Origin of the sequence: Clostridioides sp. ZZV14-6345 (genome assembly GCF_020657775.1) — a bacterium.
GTDB classification, from domain to species: domain Bacteria; phylum Bacillota; class Clostridia; order Peptostreptococcales; family Peptostreptococcaceae; genus Clostridioides; species Clostridioides difficile_D.
Map to the genome: position 1 here is coordinate 26,576 of NZ_JAGWCX010000020.1, position 16,236 is coordinate 42,811.

The 16,236-nt window shown below is 29.3% G+C and carries 16 protein-coding genes; 14 read left to right on the forward strand and 2 right to left on the reverse strand.

Annotation, left to right across the window (positions count from 1 at the left end):
* Window positions 1-56: 56 nt before the first annotated feature.
* Entirely contained in the window at window positions 57-1,046 is a 990-nt protein-coding gene (locus tag KGF39_RS07355; RefSeq protein ID WP_227821782.1) for an ATP-binding cassette domain-containing protein, read from the forward strand.
* A 4-nt stretch (window positions 1,047-1,050) separates the two neighbouring features.
* Complete coding sequence (locus tag KGF39_RS07360; RefSeq protein WP_227821783.1) at window positions 1,051-2,769, forward strand: putative 2-aminoethylphosphonate ABC transporter permease subunit; 1,719 nt, start codon at window positions 1,051-1,053, stop codon at window positions 2,767-2,769.
* An 89-nt stretch (window positions 2,770-2,858) separates the two neighbouring features.
* On the opposite strand, the gene KGF39_RS07365 is transcribed toward KGF39_RS07360, so the two are convergent.
* A complete protein-coding gene (locus KGF39_RS07365) occupies window positions 2,859-3,098 on the reverse strand; it encodes a GGDEF domain-containing protein (protein WP_227821801.1) in 240 nt (79 codons plus the stop codon).
* A gap of 548 nt (window positions 3,099-3,646) precedes the next feature.
* On the opposite strand from KGF39_RS07365, the gene KGF39_RS07370 reads away from it, so the two are divergent.
* The 7 genes from KGF39_RS07370 (at window position 3,647) to KGF39_RS07400 (ending at window position 10,125) form a co-directional block, all read left to right on the forward strand.
* Window positions 3,647-5,008 carry an MATE family efflux transporter gene (locus tag KGF39_RS07370; RefSeq protein WP_054274865.1) on the forward strand — a complete coding sequence of 454 codons (1,362 nt, stop codon included), beginning with the start codon at window positions 3,647-3,649 and terminating at the stop codon, window positions 5,006-5,008.
* A 94-nt stretch (window positions 5,009-5,102) separates the two neighbouring features.
* Entirely contained in the window at window positions 5,103-5,807 is a 705-nt protein-coding gene (locus KGF39_RS07375; RefSeq protein WP_227821784.1) for a GntR family transcriptional regulator, read from the forward strand.
* Between the two features lie 199 nt (window positions 5,808-6,006).
* A complete protein-coding gene (locus KGF39_RS07380; protein WP_003422688.1) occupies window positions 6,007-6,318 on the forward strand; it encodes a PTS sugar transporter subunit IIB in 312 nt (103 codons plus the stop codon).
* 21 nt (window positions 6,319-6,339) lie between these two features.
* On the forward strand, window positions 6,340-7,653 hold the full coding sequence (locus KGF39_RS07385; RefSeq protein ID WP_227821785.1) for a PTS sugar transporter subunit IIC: 1,314 nt from the start codon (window positions 6,340-6,342) through the stop codon (window positions 7,651-7,653).
* A 77-nt stretch (window positions 7,654-7,730) separates the two neighbouring features.
* Window positions 7,731-9,041 carry a 6-phospho-beta-glucosidase gene (locus tag KGF39_RS07390; protein ID WP_054274862.1) on the forward strand — a complete coding sequence of 437 codons (1,311 nt, stop codon included), beginning with the start codon at window positions 7,731-7,733 and terminating at the stop codon, window positions 9,039-9,041.
* A 22-nt stretch (window positions 9,042-9,063) separates the two neighbouring features.
* Window positions 9,064-9,795 (forward strand): chitin disaccharide deacetylase, encoded by a 732-nt coding sequence (chbG, locus tag KGF39_RS07395; protein WP_054274861.1) that lies wholly within the window; start codon window positions 9,064-9,066, stop codon window positions 9,793-9,795.
* A gap of 12 nt (window positions 9,796-9,807) precedes the next feature.
* On the forward strand, window positions 9,808-10,125 hold the full coding sequence (locus tag KGF39_RS07400; RefSeq protein ID WP_003422696.1) for a PTS lactose/cellobiose transporter subunit IIA: 318 nt from the start codon (window positions 9,808-9,810) through the stop codon (window positions 10,123-10,125).
* Window positions 10,126-10,236: 111 nt separating this feature from the next.
* Here KGF39_RS07400 and KGF39_RS07405 read toward each other — a convergent pair whose 3' ends face one another.
* Window positions 10,237-10,701 (reverse strand): hypothetical protein, encoded by a 465-nt coding sequence (locus KGF39_RS07405; RefSeq protein WP_107595660.1) that lies wholly within the window; start codon window positions 10,699-10,701, stop codon window positions 10,237-10,239.
* A gap of 271 nt (window positions 10,702-10,972) precedes the next feature.
* Here KGF39_RS07405 and KGF39_RS07410 point away from each other — a divergent pair, with 271 nt between their 5' ends.
* From KGF39_RS07410 to KGF39_RS07430, 5 genes are all read left to right on the forward strand, one after another.
* Window positions 10,973-11,911, forward strand: a complete 939-nt coding sequence (locus tag KGF39_RS07410; RefSeq protein ID WP_227821786.1) for an iron-hydroxamate ABC transporter substrate-binding protein — start codon at window positions 10,973-10,975, stop codon at window positions 11,909-11,911.
* 128 nt (window positions 11,912-12,039) lie between these two features.
* Window positions 12,040-13,053, forward strand: coding sequence for an iron ABC transporter permease (locus KGF39_RS07415; RefSeq protein ID WP_227821787.1), 1,014 nt, complete (start codon window positions 12,040-12,042; stop codon window positions 13,051-13,053).
* Between the two features lie 5 nt (window positions 13,054-13,058).
* Window positions 13,059-14,081 carry an iron ABC transporter permease gene (locus tag KGF39_RS07420; RefSeq protein ID WP_227821788.1) on the forward strand — a complete coding sequence of 341 codons (1,023 nt, stop codon included), beginning with the start codon at window positions 13,059-13,061 and terminating at the stop codon, window positions 14,079-14,081.
* A 14-nt stretch (window positions 14,082-14,095) separates the two neighbouring features.
* Window positions 14,096-14,878 carry an ABC transporter ATP-binding protein gene (locus KGF39_RS07425; protein ID WP_227821789.1) on the forward strand — a complete coding sequence of 261 codons (783 nt, stop codon included), beginning with the start codon at window positions 14,096-14,098 and terminating at the stop codon, window positions 14,876-14,878.
* An 11-nt stretch (window positions 14,879-14,889) separates the two neighbouring features.
* Window positions 14,890-16,230 (forward strand): MATE family efflux transporter, encoded by a 1,341-nt coding sequence (locus tag KGF39_RS07430; protein WP_227821790.1) that lies wholly within the window; start codon window positions 14,890-14,892, stop codon window positions 16,228-16,230.
* Window positions 16,231-16,236: the final 6 nt, after the last annotated feature.

Below are 16,236 nucleotides of genomic sequence, written 5' to 3' on the forward strand. Positions count from 1 at the left end.
AAGGGTAAAGTGTAGAATTTAAAATAAAAATATAACTATATAAGGGGAGATAAGATATGAGTTACTTAAAAATAAATAATGTGTTTAAAAATTATGACCAAAAAAGGGTTTTAAATAATATTAGTTTGGATATTGAAGAAGGGGAATTTCTATGTTTACTTGGGCCTAGTGGATGTGGTAAAACTACATTACTTAGGATAATAGCAGGTCTTGAAGATGTAAATAGTGGAGCTATAATTCTTCAGGATAAAGATATTACAAATTTAGAACCATCAAAGAGAGGTTTTGGAATAGTATTTCAATCATACGCATTATTTCCAAATATGACTGCATATAATAACATAGCTTTTCCACTTAAAGAGAGAAAAATTTCAAAAGAAAAAATAGATAGCAAAGTTAAGGAAGTGCTTGAAATAGTCGGCTTGACTAATGAAGCTCATAAATATCCCAAAGCATTATCGGGTGGACAACAACAGAGAGTTGCAATAGCAAGAGCATTAGCACTTGAACCAAAGTTTTTACTTTTAGATGAACCAATGTCTGCACTAGATGCAAAGGTTAGACACAAGCTTAGAATGGACATTAAAAAGTTACAAAAAGAACTTAATATAACAACAATAATGGTAACACATGACCAAGAAGAAGCTATAACTATGGCAGATAAAATTGCAATTTTAAATGGAGGAGATATAATGCAAATAGGAACTCCAGAAGAAATATACCAAAATCCTCAAAACTTATTTACAGCCCAATTTATAGGAGATACAAACTGTTTTGATAATGGAGATTCTATACTAACTGTAAGACCGGAATATGTTCAAATAGAGAAATCAACAAAAGAAAATTACCAAGGGATAATATCAAATATAGAGTTTAGAGGGAATTTATTAAGAGTTGAAATAAAGGATAAATTAAATGAAAATTTCATAATAAGTGATGTTTCTATAAAAGAGTGGGTTAATTTAAATTTAGTAGAAGGTGACCTTGTAAAGATAAGTATAGACGAAAAATACTATTTAAAGTACCCAAAAGTTAAAGGAGCATAAGTGTATGAATAATAATGCTATAAGTTCTAAAAGTATAAGTTTTAAATCAAAAATGAATTTGGACATAAAAAAATGTATGCTTACAGTATTAGTTATGTCTTTAGTAATGTTTTTATTGGTACCTATAATATATCTATTTGTACAGGCATTTTTAGATAAAGATGGAGTTTTTGTAGGATTACAGAACTTTCAAGAGTATTTGGCTTCTGAAGCTCTATTGAATTCTCTAAAAAATACAATATTTGTATCTATTATATCAACTGTAATATCGTTAACACTTGCATTAGTATATGCGTATGCATTAACTAGAACAAAGATTAAATTTAAAGGATTTTTTAAGTCATTAGCAATGTTTCCTATGTTTGCTCCAACAATGATGCATGCAATAGGTCTAGTATATTTATTTGGGAATCAAGGATTGGTGACTAATTTACTTGGAATACATGTTCCAATTTACGGAGAAGTGGGAATAATACTGGCACAAATTATATATGTATTCCCTCAATCATTTCAAATACTTTATATATCATTAAACTCAACTGATTATAGATTATATGAAGCTAGTAACACTATGGGAATAAGTAAGATAAGGGAATTTATAAGTATAACAATCCCAAGTATAAAATATTCTTTAATAAGTTCTGCATTCGTATCATTTACATTATGCTTTACAGATTTTGGAGCTCCAAAGGTAATTGGAGGAGAGTTTAATGTATTATCAATAGATGTATATAAACAAATTATAGGACAACAAAATATGCCAATGGGAGCAACTGTATCAATATTACTTTTAATACCTGCAATAATATCATTTATAGTAACTAAAAAAATTGAAAAAAATCAAAATTCGTACATAACTTCAAAGTCAATTCCATATAAAGTTAAATCTAATAAGTTAAGAGATGGGATTTTAGGAGGGATTGTAGGAGTTATTGCATTTGGTATAATAGCTGTAATGTTAACTGTAATCTTATCATCATTAATCTCAGTTTGGCCATATGATTTAAGACTTACACTTGAACACTTTTCTATGAAAAATAGTATTGATGGAATTAAACCATTTGTAAATTCAATAAAAATGTCACTATTGACAGCTATTCTAGGAACAAGCTTTGTTTTCTTATTTGCATATCTAAATGAAAAAACAGAAAAAGCTCCATATTTAAAATCATTTGGATATTTTCTAAGTACGTTACCTATGGCATTGCCAGGTTTAGTGTTAGGTATAGCTTATGTACTATTTTTTAATAAATTAGAGTTTAATTTTATGGATACAATATATATTAAGAATTTATTTAATGGATTATATGGAACATTACTTATAATGGTTATATGTAATATAGTTCACTTCTTTTCAGTAGCATTTATAACAGCTACCACTGCTATTAAGAAAGTAGATAAAGAGTTGGATATGGTAGCTAAATCAATGGGAATAAATAGTGCATCAATTCTTAAGAATGTAACTATACCACTTTGTTTGCCAGCAGTTTTAGAGAACTTTATGTACTTTTTCTTAAACTCTATGGTGACAATATCAGCACTAGTTTTTATATATACTGCAAGTTCAAAAGTAGCTGCAATATCAATTGTACAACTAGATGATAAGGGGAGTACTGCACAGGCAGCAGCATTAGCTGTATTAATACTACTTACAAATATATTGGTTAAAATAATACATGAATTTATAAAGAATCGTTTAGAAAAAAGAACAAACATTAATTAAAAAAATTATCCTAAAAAATTACAAGTTTAAAAAGTCTATTCTTATAATTTATTATTTACAGAATAGACTTTTTAAATTTATTATTAATATTAATTGCTTTTATTAATTTTCCTTTTAATATTATCTATAATACTGTTTATTTCTTTGTGAGATGAATTTTTCAGAATAATTATATATTCATCACCTCCAATACGATAAACTATATATTTTTTGTTTATTACAGATTGTATAATTTTACTTGCTTGTTTAATATATAAATCTCCTGTCTGATGACCAAATTTATCATTAATCTTTTTCAAACCATCTAAATCTATTGATATGATAGATATTAGATTCTTTAGATTTGAATTGAATTATTTATTTTCATAGCTTAAATGTTTTGTGAAAAGAGCCTCCCACAATCTCCCCATAATTAATATATATCTATAAATTTCACCATAATATATTTATATATTATCAAATTTATCTATAGATTACAATGTGTAAACACGCCTAAAGTATTCAAATATAGGTTTTTTTAAAAATTATAGTATACTATTTATGAATATATAAAATTGTAGATAAATCATTTATATTTGCTATTTCTCAATGGAAGATACAGTATAAAATATTCTGATTAATTGCAATATGTATACTTAATTGAAGTTAAGTTAAGAGTTATAAATAGGTATTGATGAAATAGCTAGATTTATATTCATAAGTATTAATTTTATCAAAGATAGGCGAAATACTTTATCCTAAACGTAAGTATTGTTGAGATGCAATCTTGAGATATGATAATATAAATTGAAAGATAGTGAACTTAATCAAATAAAATGATTAATCTAGCTGTATAAGCAAATAAATTTTAAATTTTATAATATAAAAGAGGTGGAAAATGAAAGATAGACTTGATTTAACAGAAGGAAGAATTACAGAAAAATTACTTAAGCTATCACTTCCAATAATGGGGACTTCATTTATACAAATGGGGTACAACATGATAGATATGATATGGGTTGGTAAAGCTGGAAGTAAAGCAGTAGCTGCAGTTGGAACAGCTGGATTTTTCCCATGGCTTGCAATGGCATTTATTATGATTTCAAAAGTAGGTGGAGAGGTAAAAGTAGCACAAAGTATTGGAGAAAATAATATAAGCACTACTAAATCATATATGAAGTCAGCAATAGAAATAAATATTATGCTAGCAATAATATATACAATGTTTTTAATAGTATTTAATAAGCAGTTGATAGGTTTTTTTAAATTAGGAGACTTAGAAGTTATAACCATGTCCAGACAGTATTTGATAATAGTAGCTCTAGGTATGGTATTTTATTTTATTAATCCAGTATTTACTGCAATTTTCAATGGACTTGGAAATAGTAAGACTCCTTTTCGCATTAATACAATAGGATTAGTAACTAATATTATACTTGACCCTATATTAATTTTTGGATGGGGATTTGCTCCAAAACTTGGTGTTGCAGGAGCTGCTATTGCAACTGTATTTGCTCAGATAGTAGTTACTACATGTTTTATATATATAGTACTTAAAAGTAAAGAAGAATATTTTAAATTAAGACTATTTAAAGAAATAGAGACTAAATATTATAAAGTGCTGTATAAATTAGGATTACCTGTAGCAATACAAAGTGGTATGTTTACAGTATTCTCAATGTTACTAGGAGTAATAGTAGCATCATGGGGACCTGTAGCTGTTGCAGTGCAAAAAGTAGGCTCACAAATAGAGGCAATTTCCTGGATGACAGCTGAAGGACTATCGGTTGCATTAGGAAGTTTTGTTGGACAAAATTATGGTGCCAAGAAGTATTCTAGAATAAATAAAGGTTGTAAAATAGCTATAATTGTATCTTCTGTACTTGGAATAATAACTACTTTGGTATTAGTATTTGCAGGGGAGAGTATCTTTTCTATTTTTATAGATGAAAGCGAGGCAATAGAAAAGGGAGCAATTTATCTTAAAATATTAGGATATTCTCAATTTTTTATGTGCTTAGAAATAATAACAACAGGAGCTTTCAAAGGATTAGGTAGAACCTATATACCTTCTACTATAGTTACTATACTGACTGGTGCAAGAGTACCATTAGCTTACTTTATATCTAGACCAGAAATATTGGGTCTAAATGGTGTATGGTGGAGTATAACCTTATCAAGTATATTAAAAGGGATATTAATGATAAGTCTATTTATATCTTTATTAAAACTTGGAAAGTTGTATAAGATGTCTGAATAAAATTTAATTTATCTTAAATGTATAGACATTTTCTTTGTTTGTATATAAAATTATCTTATTATGTAAAAGATTTGATTAATGAGGAGTGAATTAAATGAAAGAGCCAATTTATAAAGTTATAGAAAATCATGTAAGAGAATTAATAAATTCAGACAGTTTGAAAAAAGGGGATTTAATCCCCTCTGAAAAACAGTTGAGTGAAGAGTTTAATGTGACTAGAATGACTGTAAGGTCTGCATTAAATAACCTAGTTAAAGAAGGATATATAGCCAGACAAAGAGGGGTAGGTAGTATAGTTCTTGCAAATAATATATATGATAATATATCATCTGTAAGTGGGTTTACTAAGGAGATGGAAAGTAAAGGATATAAAGTATCTAATATATTGGTATCTCTTGAAATAGTTCAAGCAGATGAAGAATTATCAAGTAAATTAAATATAAGCTTAGAAGAAAATGTATGGGAAATCAAGAGAGTAAGATTAGCAAATGATGCAAGAGTTTCATATATGATTACTTATATGCCAGTTAAGCTATTTCCAAATTTAAATAAGACACACTGTGAAAATTCTCTTTATAATTTTGTTGAAGAAGTATGTGGATATAAGATAGCCATGTCAGAGAGAGAAGTACAAGCTGTAATATCAAATGAAGAGTGCATGGATAATTTAAATCTAGAAGAGCCAGAGTCACTTTTATATATAAGTCAAATATGTAAGTTACAAAATAGTGAGATTTTTGAATACTCACACACATATCACCATGGATATACATTAACTTTGAATGCTGTTGTCGAATAAAATTTAAATAAAATGAAAAAGTTTTCTTGAAATGTATATACATTTGAGATATAATAATATCAAGAATTAAATGTATATACATTTAAAAATAAGATATATACATTAAGATAATAATTAATAGAAAAGCATACTTTAAATGTATAGTTTAAAGAACTTATGACTTAAAAAATATTTAATGAATCTAATTTGGAGGGAAAAAATGATAAAAATAATGTTAGCTTGTTCAGCAGGAATGTCAACTAGTTTATTGGTTACAAAAATGGAGGATGCAGCAAAGGAAAACGGTATAGAAGCAAAAATATGGGCTATATCAGAGGTGAACTTAAAAAATGAAATAGAAAATTGTGATGTCTTACTTTTAGGACCTCAAGTTAGATATGTATTAGGAAAAGCAACTGAAATGGCAAAACCATATAATATTCCAGTTGAAGTTATAAATATGATGGATTATGGAAGATGTAATGGAAAAGCTGTGTTAGATAGAGCTGTAGAATTAAATAGTTCAAAATAAAGTTGTACTGGAGGATGTAAAATGGAAAAATTCATGTCATTTATGGATAAATATATAGTGCCTGTAGCTGCCAAAATAGGAGCTCAAAGGCATTTAGTAGCAGTAAGAGATGCATTTATAGCAATGATACCTATAACTATGGTAGGTGCATTAGGAACATTGATAAATAACTTACCGTTAGAAGCATACAAAAATTTGATGGCAAATATATTTGGAGAAAATTGGACTACGTTTGGAAGCGACCTTTGGTGGGGAGCAATAGGTACAATGGCAGTATTCTTAGTAATAGGTGTTGCTTATTTCCTAGCAAAATCCTATGAAAGTGATGGGTTACAAGCTGGACTTATAGCATTATCTATCTTTTTTATAATGGCTCCACAAATCGGTAAAATAGTTCCTGAGGGGGGAACTACAGCAGTTGAAGGATGGGGGATGATACAACAAACTTACTTAGGTACAGCAGCCTTATTCTCTTCTATATTAATAGGATTATTATCAACTGAGATATTTGTAAGGTTATCTAAAGTAAAGAAATTAACTATAAAAATGCCAGATGGAGTTCCACCAGCAGTTTCAAGGTCATTTGCAAAGTTAATACCAGGAATGTTAACTATAATGATATTTACTGTAATAGGAATATTTATAAAGATGCTTTCAAATGGAAATTTCTTAACAGATATTTTAAATACTTATTTAGGAGCACCACTATCAAATGTAGCTGATAGCCTAGGTTCTACAATGCTTATTGCATTTATAATTCATATACTTTGGACTGTTGGGCTTCATGGTGCAAATATAGCACTTCCTTTTACAGAAACTATACTTATGAAATTAGGTGGAGAAAATGCTGCGTTGGCTCAAGCAGGAGCAACAGAAGGATACCATGTACTTGCAGGTTCATTCTTTGATGCATTTGTGTATTTAGGTGGTTCTGGAATGGTATTAGGATTAATTGTAGCTTTATTAATAGCTGGAAGAAGACGTAAAGAGATGATAGTATTAGGTGGACCACCAGCAATATTTAATATAGGAGAACCATTGATATTTGGACTTCCAATAGTTTTAAATCCTATATTTATGATTCCATTTGTACTTGCACCAGTAATATGTAGTGCTGTATCATACTTAGCAATAGATTTTGGATTAGTAGCACCAGTAATTTTGCCTAAAATACCTTGGGTAACACCTCCTATATTAGGTGGAGCAATGGCTACAGGTGATTGGACTGGCGGAGCTTTAGCACTATTTAATTTAATATTATCAATATTAATGTATATTCCATTTGTCATAGCATCTGAAAAAATGGAGGCTAATAAATTGAAAATTAACAACTAGGTGGTTTTTATTAAGGTTAATAAATGTATAGGGTTTTGTAGAGTGTATTAAATTATAGGTAAGGATGGTATAATGAGATGAAAAATGGACTAAAAATAGTTACAATCGGAGGAGGTTCAAGTTATACTCCTGAGCTTGTAGAGGGTTTTATAAATAGATATGAAGAGTTACCTGTAAAGGAATTATGGCTTGTAGATATAGAGGATGGAAAAGAAAAACTAGAGATAGTCGGAAATCTAGCTAAAAGAATGGTAAAAAAAGCTGGAATAGATATGAAAATAAATCTTACTTTAGATAGAAGAGAAGCTCTAAAAGATGCAGATTTTGTGACAACACAACTTAGAGTAGGTCTTTTAGATGCAAGAATTAAAGATGAAACTATTCCTTTATCTCATGGAGTTATGGGGCAGGAAACTAATGGTGCTGGAGGATTATTTAAAGCCCTTCGTACAATACCAGTTATATTTGATATAATAAAAGATGTGGAAGAATTATGTCCAAATGCATGGATGGTGAATTTTACAAATCCAACAGGGATAATAACAGAAGCTGTATTCAAATATACTAATTTTAAAAGATATATAGGTCTATGCAATGTGCCAATTCATTTAAAAAATGATGTTGCCAAACTATTTAATGTAGAAAGTGACAGAATAAGTATGGATTTTGCAGGTCTTAATCATATGGTTTATGGTCTAAATGTATCTTTGGATGGAGAAGATGTTACAAAAGAAGCAATTGATAAGTTTGTCAAAGCAGATATAAGTATGCAAAATATAAAGGCAATTGATTTTAATGCGGAATTTATAAAATCTTTAGGTGTAATACCTTGCCCATATCATAGATACTACTATAAAACTAAAGACATGCTTGAAGATGAGTTGAGAGAGTTTAAAGAGGGAAAAGCTAGAGGTCAAGTAGTTAAAGAGTTGGAAGAACAATTATTTGAATTATATAAGGATGAAAAATTAGATATAAAACCACCTCAACTTGAAAAAAGAGGAGGAGCTTACTATAGTGATGCTGCTTGTAACTTAATAAGTTCTATATACAATGATAAAAAAGACATCCAAGTAGTTAATACATTAAATAATGGTTCTATAAGAGATTTTAAAGATGAACAAGCTGTAGAAGTGAGCAGTGTAATAACAAAAAATGGTCCAAAACCATTAAGTATAGGATATTTACCAGATTCTGTACATGGATTGGTAAGTCAAATTAAGTCATTTGAAGTCTTAGCAGCCAAAGCAGCTGTATATGGCGATTATGAATCTGCTCTTTTGGCACTTTGCATAAATCCATTGATTCCATCAGATGATTTAGCAAAAACTATATTAGATGAAATGTTGGAAGCTCATAAAAATTATCTTCCTAGATTTAATAGATAGTCTATAGAAAGTAGGTTATGGTATGACTAAAATTATAATAAATGCAGATGACTTTGGATATTGCGAAGCCGTGAATTATGGTATAATATCAGCTCATAATAATGGAATCGTCAAGTCCACTTCTATGATGGCAAATATGCCTGGGGTAGAACATGGGGTGAAGTTACTTAAAGAAAATAAGACTTTAAACTGTGGAGTTCATATGACTTTAAGTTGTGGTAGACCATTATTATCTAACTTAAAAACTATTGTTGACAAAGACGGTTTTTTTATTAGGAGGATTACAGACGAAATTATTAAAAAAATGGATTGTGATGAGATTTATAGAGAACTTTGTGCTCAAATAGAGAGAGTAGAAGGGCTTGGAATAGATATATCTCATTTAGACAGTCACCATCATATCCATACTTTAGTAAGTTTAAAGCCAGTAATAGAGAAGATTGTGAATAAGTATAATCTTCCAATAAGGGGCGGATTTGAATATAATTTAGAGTATTCTAAAATAGTTCCTTTAATAGATAGTTTTTATAAGGAAAATGTAAGTGAAGAATATTTTATAAAAAATATAGATGAAATAACAAAGTATGATGTAGTGGATATTATGTCTCACCCAGCTTTTTTAGATGATTATATTTTAAATTCTACATCTTATGCTATTGATAGAACGAAAGAGCACAAGATACTTACATCTAAAAAAGTAAAAGAATTTTTAGAAAAGAATGGATTAGTCATATCAAGCTATAGAGATATTTAGGAGGTAGAATAAATGGATGAAAAGATGATAGAGATATCTTTTGGAATAATTGGATTTGCAGGTGATGCGAAAGGGCTAGCATTTGAAGCAATAAAAGAAGCAAAGAGCGGGAATATAGATAAAGCTAGAGAATGTATTGAAAAGTCGAAAGAATCAATTCATAAAGCTCATAAATTTCAAACAGAATTGATACAAAATGAAGCTAATGGTAATAAAACTGAAATAAGTGTTATACTTATTCATGCACAAGACCATTTAATGACAGCTATGAATTTTCAGCAATTAGCAGAAGAATTTATAGATGTATATGAAAGATTAGAAAGTAAGTAATTTAAAATTATTATTAAGAAAGAGTGACCAAAAATAATTTTTATAATTATTAAAGGCACTCTTTTTTTATTTAAGTAGAGTTTATCAATATAGTATTATGATATTGATACTTTAAAATTTAGATTTCTCGTAATTGTAAGGTATACTAGTGCCAACAACTACATCTTCAATTTTTTCAACAATAAGCCAATCATCCATATTTCCTTGATGGTCAAAATCAAGAGGTGTTATTTCTTCAACATTTTCAAACTCAACTAAGCATAAACATTTTTTATGCCAACGAACTTTTTGTTTTTCAGATAAATTCAATTTTGGTTGATTTTCATTCAAAATCTTAGAAATTTCATCTTCTGTTAACTTAATGTAGTTTTCTACTTTTTTAACAGTGGCTTTTGCAGATATCTTTGCAGTTCCTTTTTCCATAAAATAAAGTAACTCATCTTCAAATACTCTGCTATGTGGTATTTTTCTACCAGCAGCGCCTCTAATAACCATTGTTTTTGTTCCAGCTAAAATTTTATCTAAGACCTTTTCTCCTTTTTTTCCTGCATTATCACAATATACTAAGTGTACCATGTCTCAAATCCTCCTTGCTAAATTCCTTATCTATAAATTGTATTTTATCATTCTTTAAATGAAAAGTCATTCTATTTATATCCAACTTAAAATAAAAAAATACTACTTAATGCAAGAAAACCTTATCTGAGTTATATATAATTAAGATTAATTAGGAATTTTTATCCTTTTACAAAATAATATTGACTAAAAATAGAAAAATGCTATAATAAATATGTGCTTATGATAATCAATATCATGTAAGTATAATAAACAGGTAGGAGAAGTAATCATGAAAAAAATAAAATCACTTGCAATATTTATATCTATTATAACTACGCTAGTACTTGTTACAGCATGTTCAGATAAGAATACAGAGGATAAAAATAAATCAGAGACAAGAGTTGTACAATCTGTTAAAGGAGAGGTTAAGATACCATCAAATCCTAAAAAAATAGTTGATATATCAGGAAGTAGTGAAGAACTATTATTAGCAGGTCATAAGCCTGTTGCAACAGCAAATGTAGACTCATATGAAACTGATAAATTACCAAGTTACATAAGAGAAGAACTTAAAGATGTAAAGATAGTTGGACACTCAATGATGGATACTATGGATATGGAAGCTATATTAGAAGTAAATCCTGATTTAATAATAATGAGTCAAAGACAAGAGAAAATATATGACCAATTAAAAGAAATAGCTCCTGTAGTTATGATGAAAGATTATGCAAATGACTGGAGAAGTAAGTTAACTGATGTTTCAAAATTATTTGACAAAGAAGAAGAAGCTAAAAGTTGGATACAGAAGTATGATGAAAAAGCTACAAAGTTAGGTAAAGAAGTTATAGAAAAAAATGGAGAAAAAACTTATTTACCAGTGTTGGCAAGTTCAGGTCAATTTATGGTATTTAGCGATGGTGGAATAGGAACTTTAATCAATGATGATATGAAATTAGCTAGACCCAAAAACATGCCAAAGCAAGATGGAATAACATTACCAATGGTAAGTATGGAAGGTTTAACAGATATAGATGCAGACCATATAGTTGTAATTGCTACAGAATCAGATAAAAAAGATTTAGAAAATAGTGCTATCTGGGCTCAAATAAGAGCAGTAAAAGATGGGAATGTAACAATACTTGATGCAGCTCCATTTTTCAGTCAATCATATAATCCAATTGGAAAAGAGTTATTATTAGAATCAGTTAAAAATGAATTAACAAAGTAATTCTTAACTTAGTAGGTGTGAGATAATGATATTCATTTTTCACACCTATTTTTAATAAAACTTAAAATTAAAAATATTTAATAGATTATATTATACTGACGATTAAAAGGGAAAAGGAGGTAGGTTAATTGACTAAGCTGAGTAAAAAAAATCTAACTTACTTGTTGATATTAGTAAGTATAGTTGTACTTGTACTTGGAATTGTATTATCCATAGCTATTGGAGCAAAAGATATGAATCTATCAACTGTTGTAGATAGTTTGATAAAAATGGAAGATGGAATAAATATGAGAATAGTAAAAGATGTTAGACTTCCAAGGGCAATAGCAGCTGCACTTGTTGGAGGGTTTTTAGCAGTTTCTGGGGCAATAATGCAAGGAATAACAAGAAATCCTATAGCTGAACCATCTGTTATAGGAATTACACAAGGTGCTACGTTTGCAATTGCAATATCATTAGTACTTCAAAAAAGACTTCCTCAACTTATACATGGGAGTTTTAGCACAATGATGTTTGCATTTACTGGGGCAAGTATAAGTGGATTATTTATATATTTTATAAGTTCTAAATCAAGAGGAAGAGTTAATAATGTAAAGCTAGCTCTTGCAGGAGTAGCTCTTGGCACATTGTTAATTTCTTTGGCATCAGCAATATCCATGTATTTTAACCTATCTCAACAGTTGAGTTTCTGGATATCAGGAGGTCTTGTAGGGGTGAAGTGGGAAGGTATAAAGCTGTTGTTTATAGCTGGAGGTATTGGATTTATTTTAGCTATGGTTATGGCTCCAAGAATAACTATATTAAGTCTTGGAGAAGAAGTGGCAATAGGATTAGGGCAAAAAACTAACACTGTTAGATTTATATGTATAGTACTCATAATATTAATGACTGGAGCATCTGTTTCAGTGTCTGGTAATATTATTTTTATAGGTCTTATAGTTCCTCAAATAGCTAAAGGAATAGTAGGTTCAGATTATAAGTATATAATACCGAGTTCTTTAGTATTAGGAGCTGTATTACTTGTATATACAGATATATTAAGCAGAATGATAAATCCTCCATATGAGACACCAGTAGGTTCTATAACAGCACTTATAGGAGTACCAATATTTATATACCTTGTTAGAAAGGGGGAGAAATAAGTACTATGAAAAATATTATGAAAATAAATTCTAAAACATTGCTTGTTATATCAATTTTAGTGGTACTTATTCTTATCACTTTTCTAGTGAGTTTAAATATGGGCTCATTTTCTATAGAACCAGTAGATGTTATAAAAACTTTTTTAGGTCAGGGTCAGCGTAATCATGAAATTGCGATATTTAAATTGAGATTACCGAGAATAATAATAGCACTTTTGGTTGGTTCTGCATTATCAACAGCAGGTGTAATACTTCAAGGAGTTACAAAGAATGATTTAGCTGATTCTGGGATTTTGGGAATAAATTCAGGTGCAGCATTATTTGTAGTAGTTTATATATACCTTATGAATGGTAATGTCTATGAAGGTATGAGTAATCTAACTGTATTTACAATGCCAATTGTTGCACTTGTAGGAGCTTTATTTGGAGCATTTCTTATATATTCTCTTGCATGGAAAGGTGGTATAAATTCGTCAAGATTACTGCTTATTGGTATAGGTGTAAACATAGCTTTTACTTCAATTTTGACTATATTTCAATTGAAATTTACAACACAAGAATTTAATAGGGTTATGGCATGGACATCAGGTAGTATCTGGGGAACTAGTTGGAAATATGTAATAGCTGTACTTCCATTTATAGTGATTTTTATGGGGATAACTATTTATAAATCTAAGTATATAGATGTTTTAAACTTGGGTGATGAAGTATCTACGAGTCTTGGTGTAGATGTAGAAAAACAAAGAAGAAGACTTATAATATATGCAGTAATTTTATCTGGTGTATCGACAGCAGTAGCAGGTAGTATTTCATTTTTGGGTTTAATAGCTCCACATATAGGTAGAAAAATAATAGGGCCAAAGCATAAAAGATTAATACCAGTATCAGCATTGATAGGGACATTATTACTTTTAGTAGCAGATACTATCTCAAGAAATCTTCTAGCACCTATAGAAATACCAGTAGGCATAGTGGTTTCTATAATAGGAGTGCCGTATTTTATTTATTTAATGTTGGCAAATGATTAGGAAAGGATGTTGTTATGAACTGTATAAATACTAAGAATCTAAATGTATCATATGGAAATACAGATATTATAAAAAATCTAAATTTAAGTATACCAAAAGGAAAAATAACTACTATAATAGGGGCTAATGGCTGTGGAAAATCGACAATACTTAAAACTATAGGAAGAATTGTTAGTCCTAAGAGTGGAAAAATATATATAAATGGAGAGGACATATATAAGAAGAAATCCAAAGAAATAGCAAAGGATATGGCAGTACTACCACAAAGCCCTCAAGCTCCTAGTGGTCTTACTGTTTCAGAATTAATTTCTTATGGAAGGTTTCCTCATAAAAGTGGATTTGGTAATTCTAGTAAAGAAGATAGAGACATTGTAAATTGGAGTTTAGAAGTTACTGGAATTTCAGAATTTAAAGATAGAAATATGGAAGACTTATCAGGAGGGCAAAGACAAAGGGCATGGATAGCAATGGCTTTAGCACAAGAGACTGATATATTACTATTAGATGAGCCTACAACATATTTAGATTTAGCCCATCAATTAGAGATACTAAAATTATTAGATGAATTAAATAAAAAACAAGGAAGAACTATTGTCATGGTGATACATGAACTTAATAACGCAGCGAGATTTGCTGACCACATGATAGGTATTAAGAAAGGAAAGATAGTTTGTGAGGGTGATGCATACGATGTTATGACGAAAGATAATCTCAAAGAACTATTTAATATTGATGCAGAAATAGCAACAGACCCAAGAACAAATAAACCAATTTGTATAACTTATGACATGGTATAAATGGTGACAACATGGAAAATCAAGAAGCATTAAGACATGAAAAAATATGGATTTTATTATTTAGATATTCTATACCTGCAATAATAGCAATGATGGTAACTTCACTTTATAATGTAGTAGATAGAGCTTTTATTGGTTCTATGGAGGGCATTGGTTCTATAGCTATTGCAGGTCTTGGTGTAACTATGCCAGTATTTACCATAATAATAGCTTTTGGAATGTTGGTATCAGTAGGTGCTAGCACAAGATTGTCTATAAAGTTAGGTGAAAGAAATAAAGAAGAAGCAGAGAAGATATTAGGTAATGCTTTAACGTTATCTATAATTATCTCTTTAATTATAACTATATTAGGATTAGTTTTCTTAGAAGATATACTTTTTATTTTGGGTGCAAGTAAAGATTCAATATTTTATGCAAAAGACTATATGAGTGTCATATTGGTTGGAAGTATATTTAATTTAGTTGCATTTTCTCTTAATAATGCAATTAGGGCAGAAGGTAATCCAAAATTAGCAGCAAGGACAATGATTGTAGGATGTGTATTAAACTTGATACTGGACCCTATATTCATATTTGTGTTTAATTTAGGTATAAAAGGAGCAGCTATAGCAACAGTACTCTGTCAAATAGTGGTATTCGTTTGGGTAACACATTATTTTATAAGAGGGAAGTCCAATTTAAAGCTAAAAAAATGTAACTTAAAATTGGATAAAGATATAGTAAAAAAGGTATTTGCAATAGGTATGACACCTTTTGCTATGGAGCTAGCTATAAGTATAACTCACATGTTTACAAATAATTCTCTAAAGGTTTATGGCGGAGATTTGGCTATTGGAGCTATGACAGCACTTACATCTATTTTATTGATGTTTATGATGCCTGTGTTTGGTTTGAATCAAGGTATGCAAACTATAATATCATACAATTATGGTGCAAAACAATATGAGCGTGCAAAGAAAACTTTAATAATATCTATCATAGTGTCAATTGTTATATTGTCATTTGGATTTTTAGTAGTACAAGTCTTCCCAGAAGCATTTGTAGGCATCTTTAATAAAGATTCAGATTTAATGGAGATAGCTGTAAGAGGTATAAACATAAATCTAATTACACTGCCTATAATGGGAATTTCTATTGTTGGACCTGTATATTTCCAATGTATAAGTAAAGTTAAACATTCTATGTTTTTAACTCTTTTAAGACAATTTATTTTATTTATACCATTAATCATTGTACTTCCAATTCAATTTAATTTAGATGGAGTTTGGTTGGCACAGCCAATTGCAGATTTCATTGCTATGATAATCGTATTATTATTCTTAAAAAGGGAGTTTAAAACAAGTCAAGTATAAGGAAAT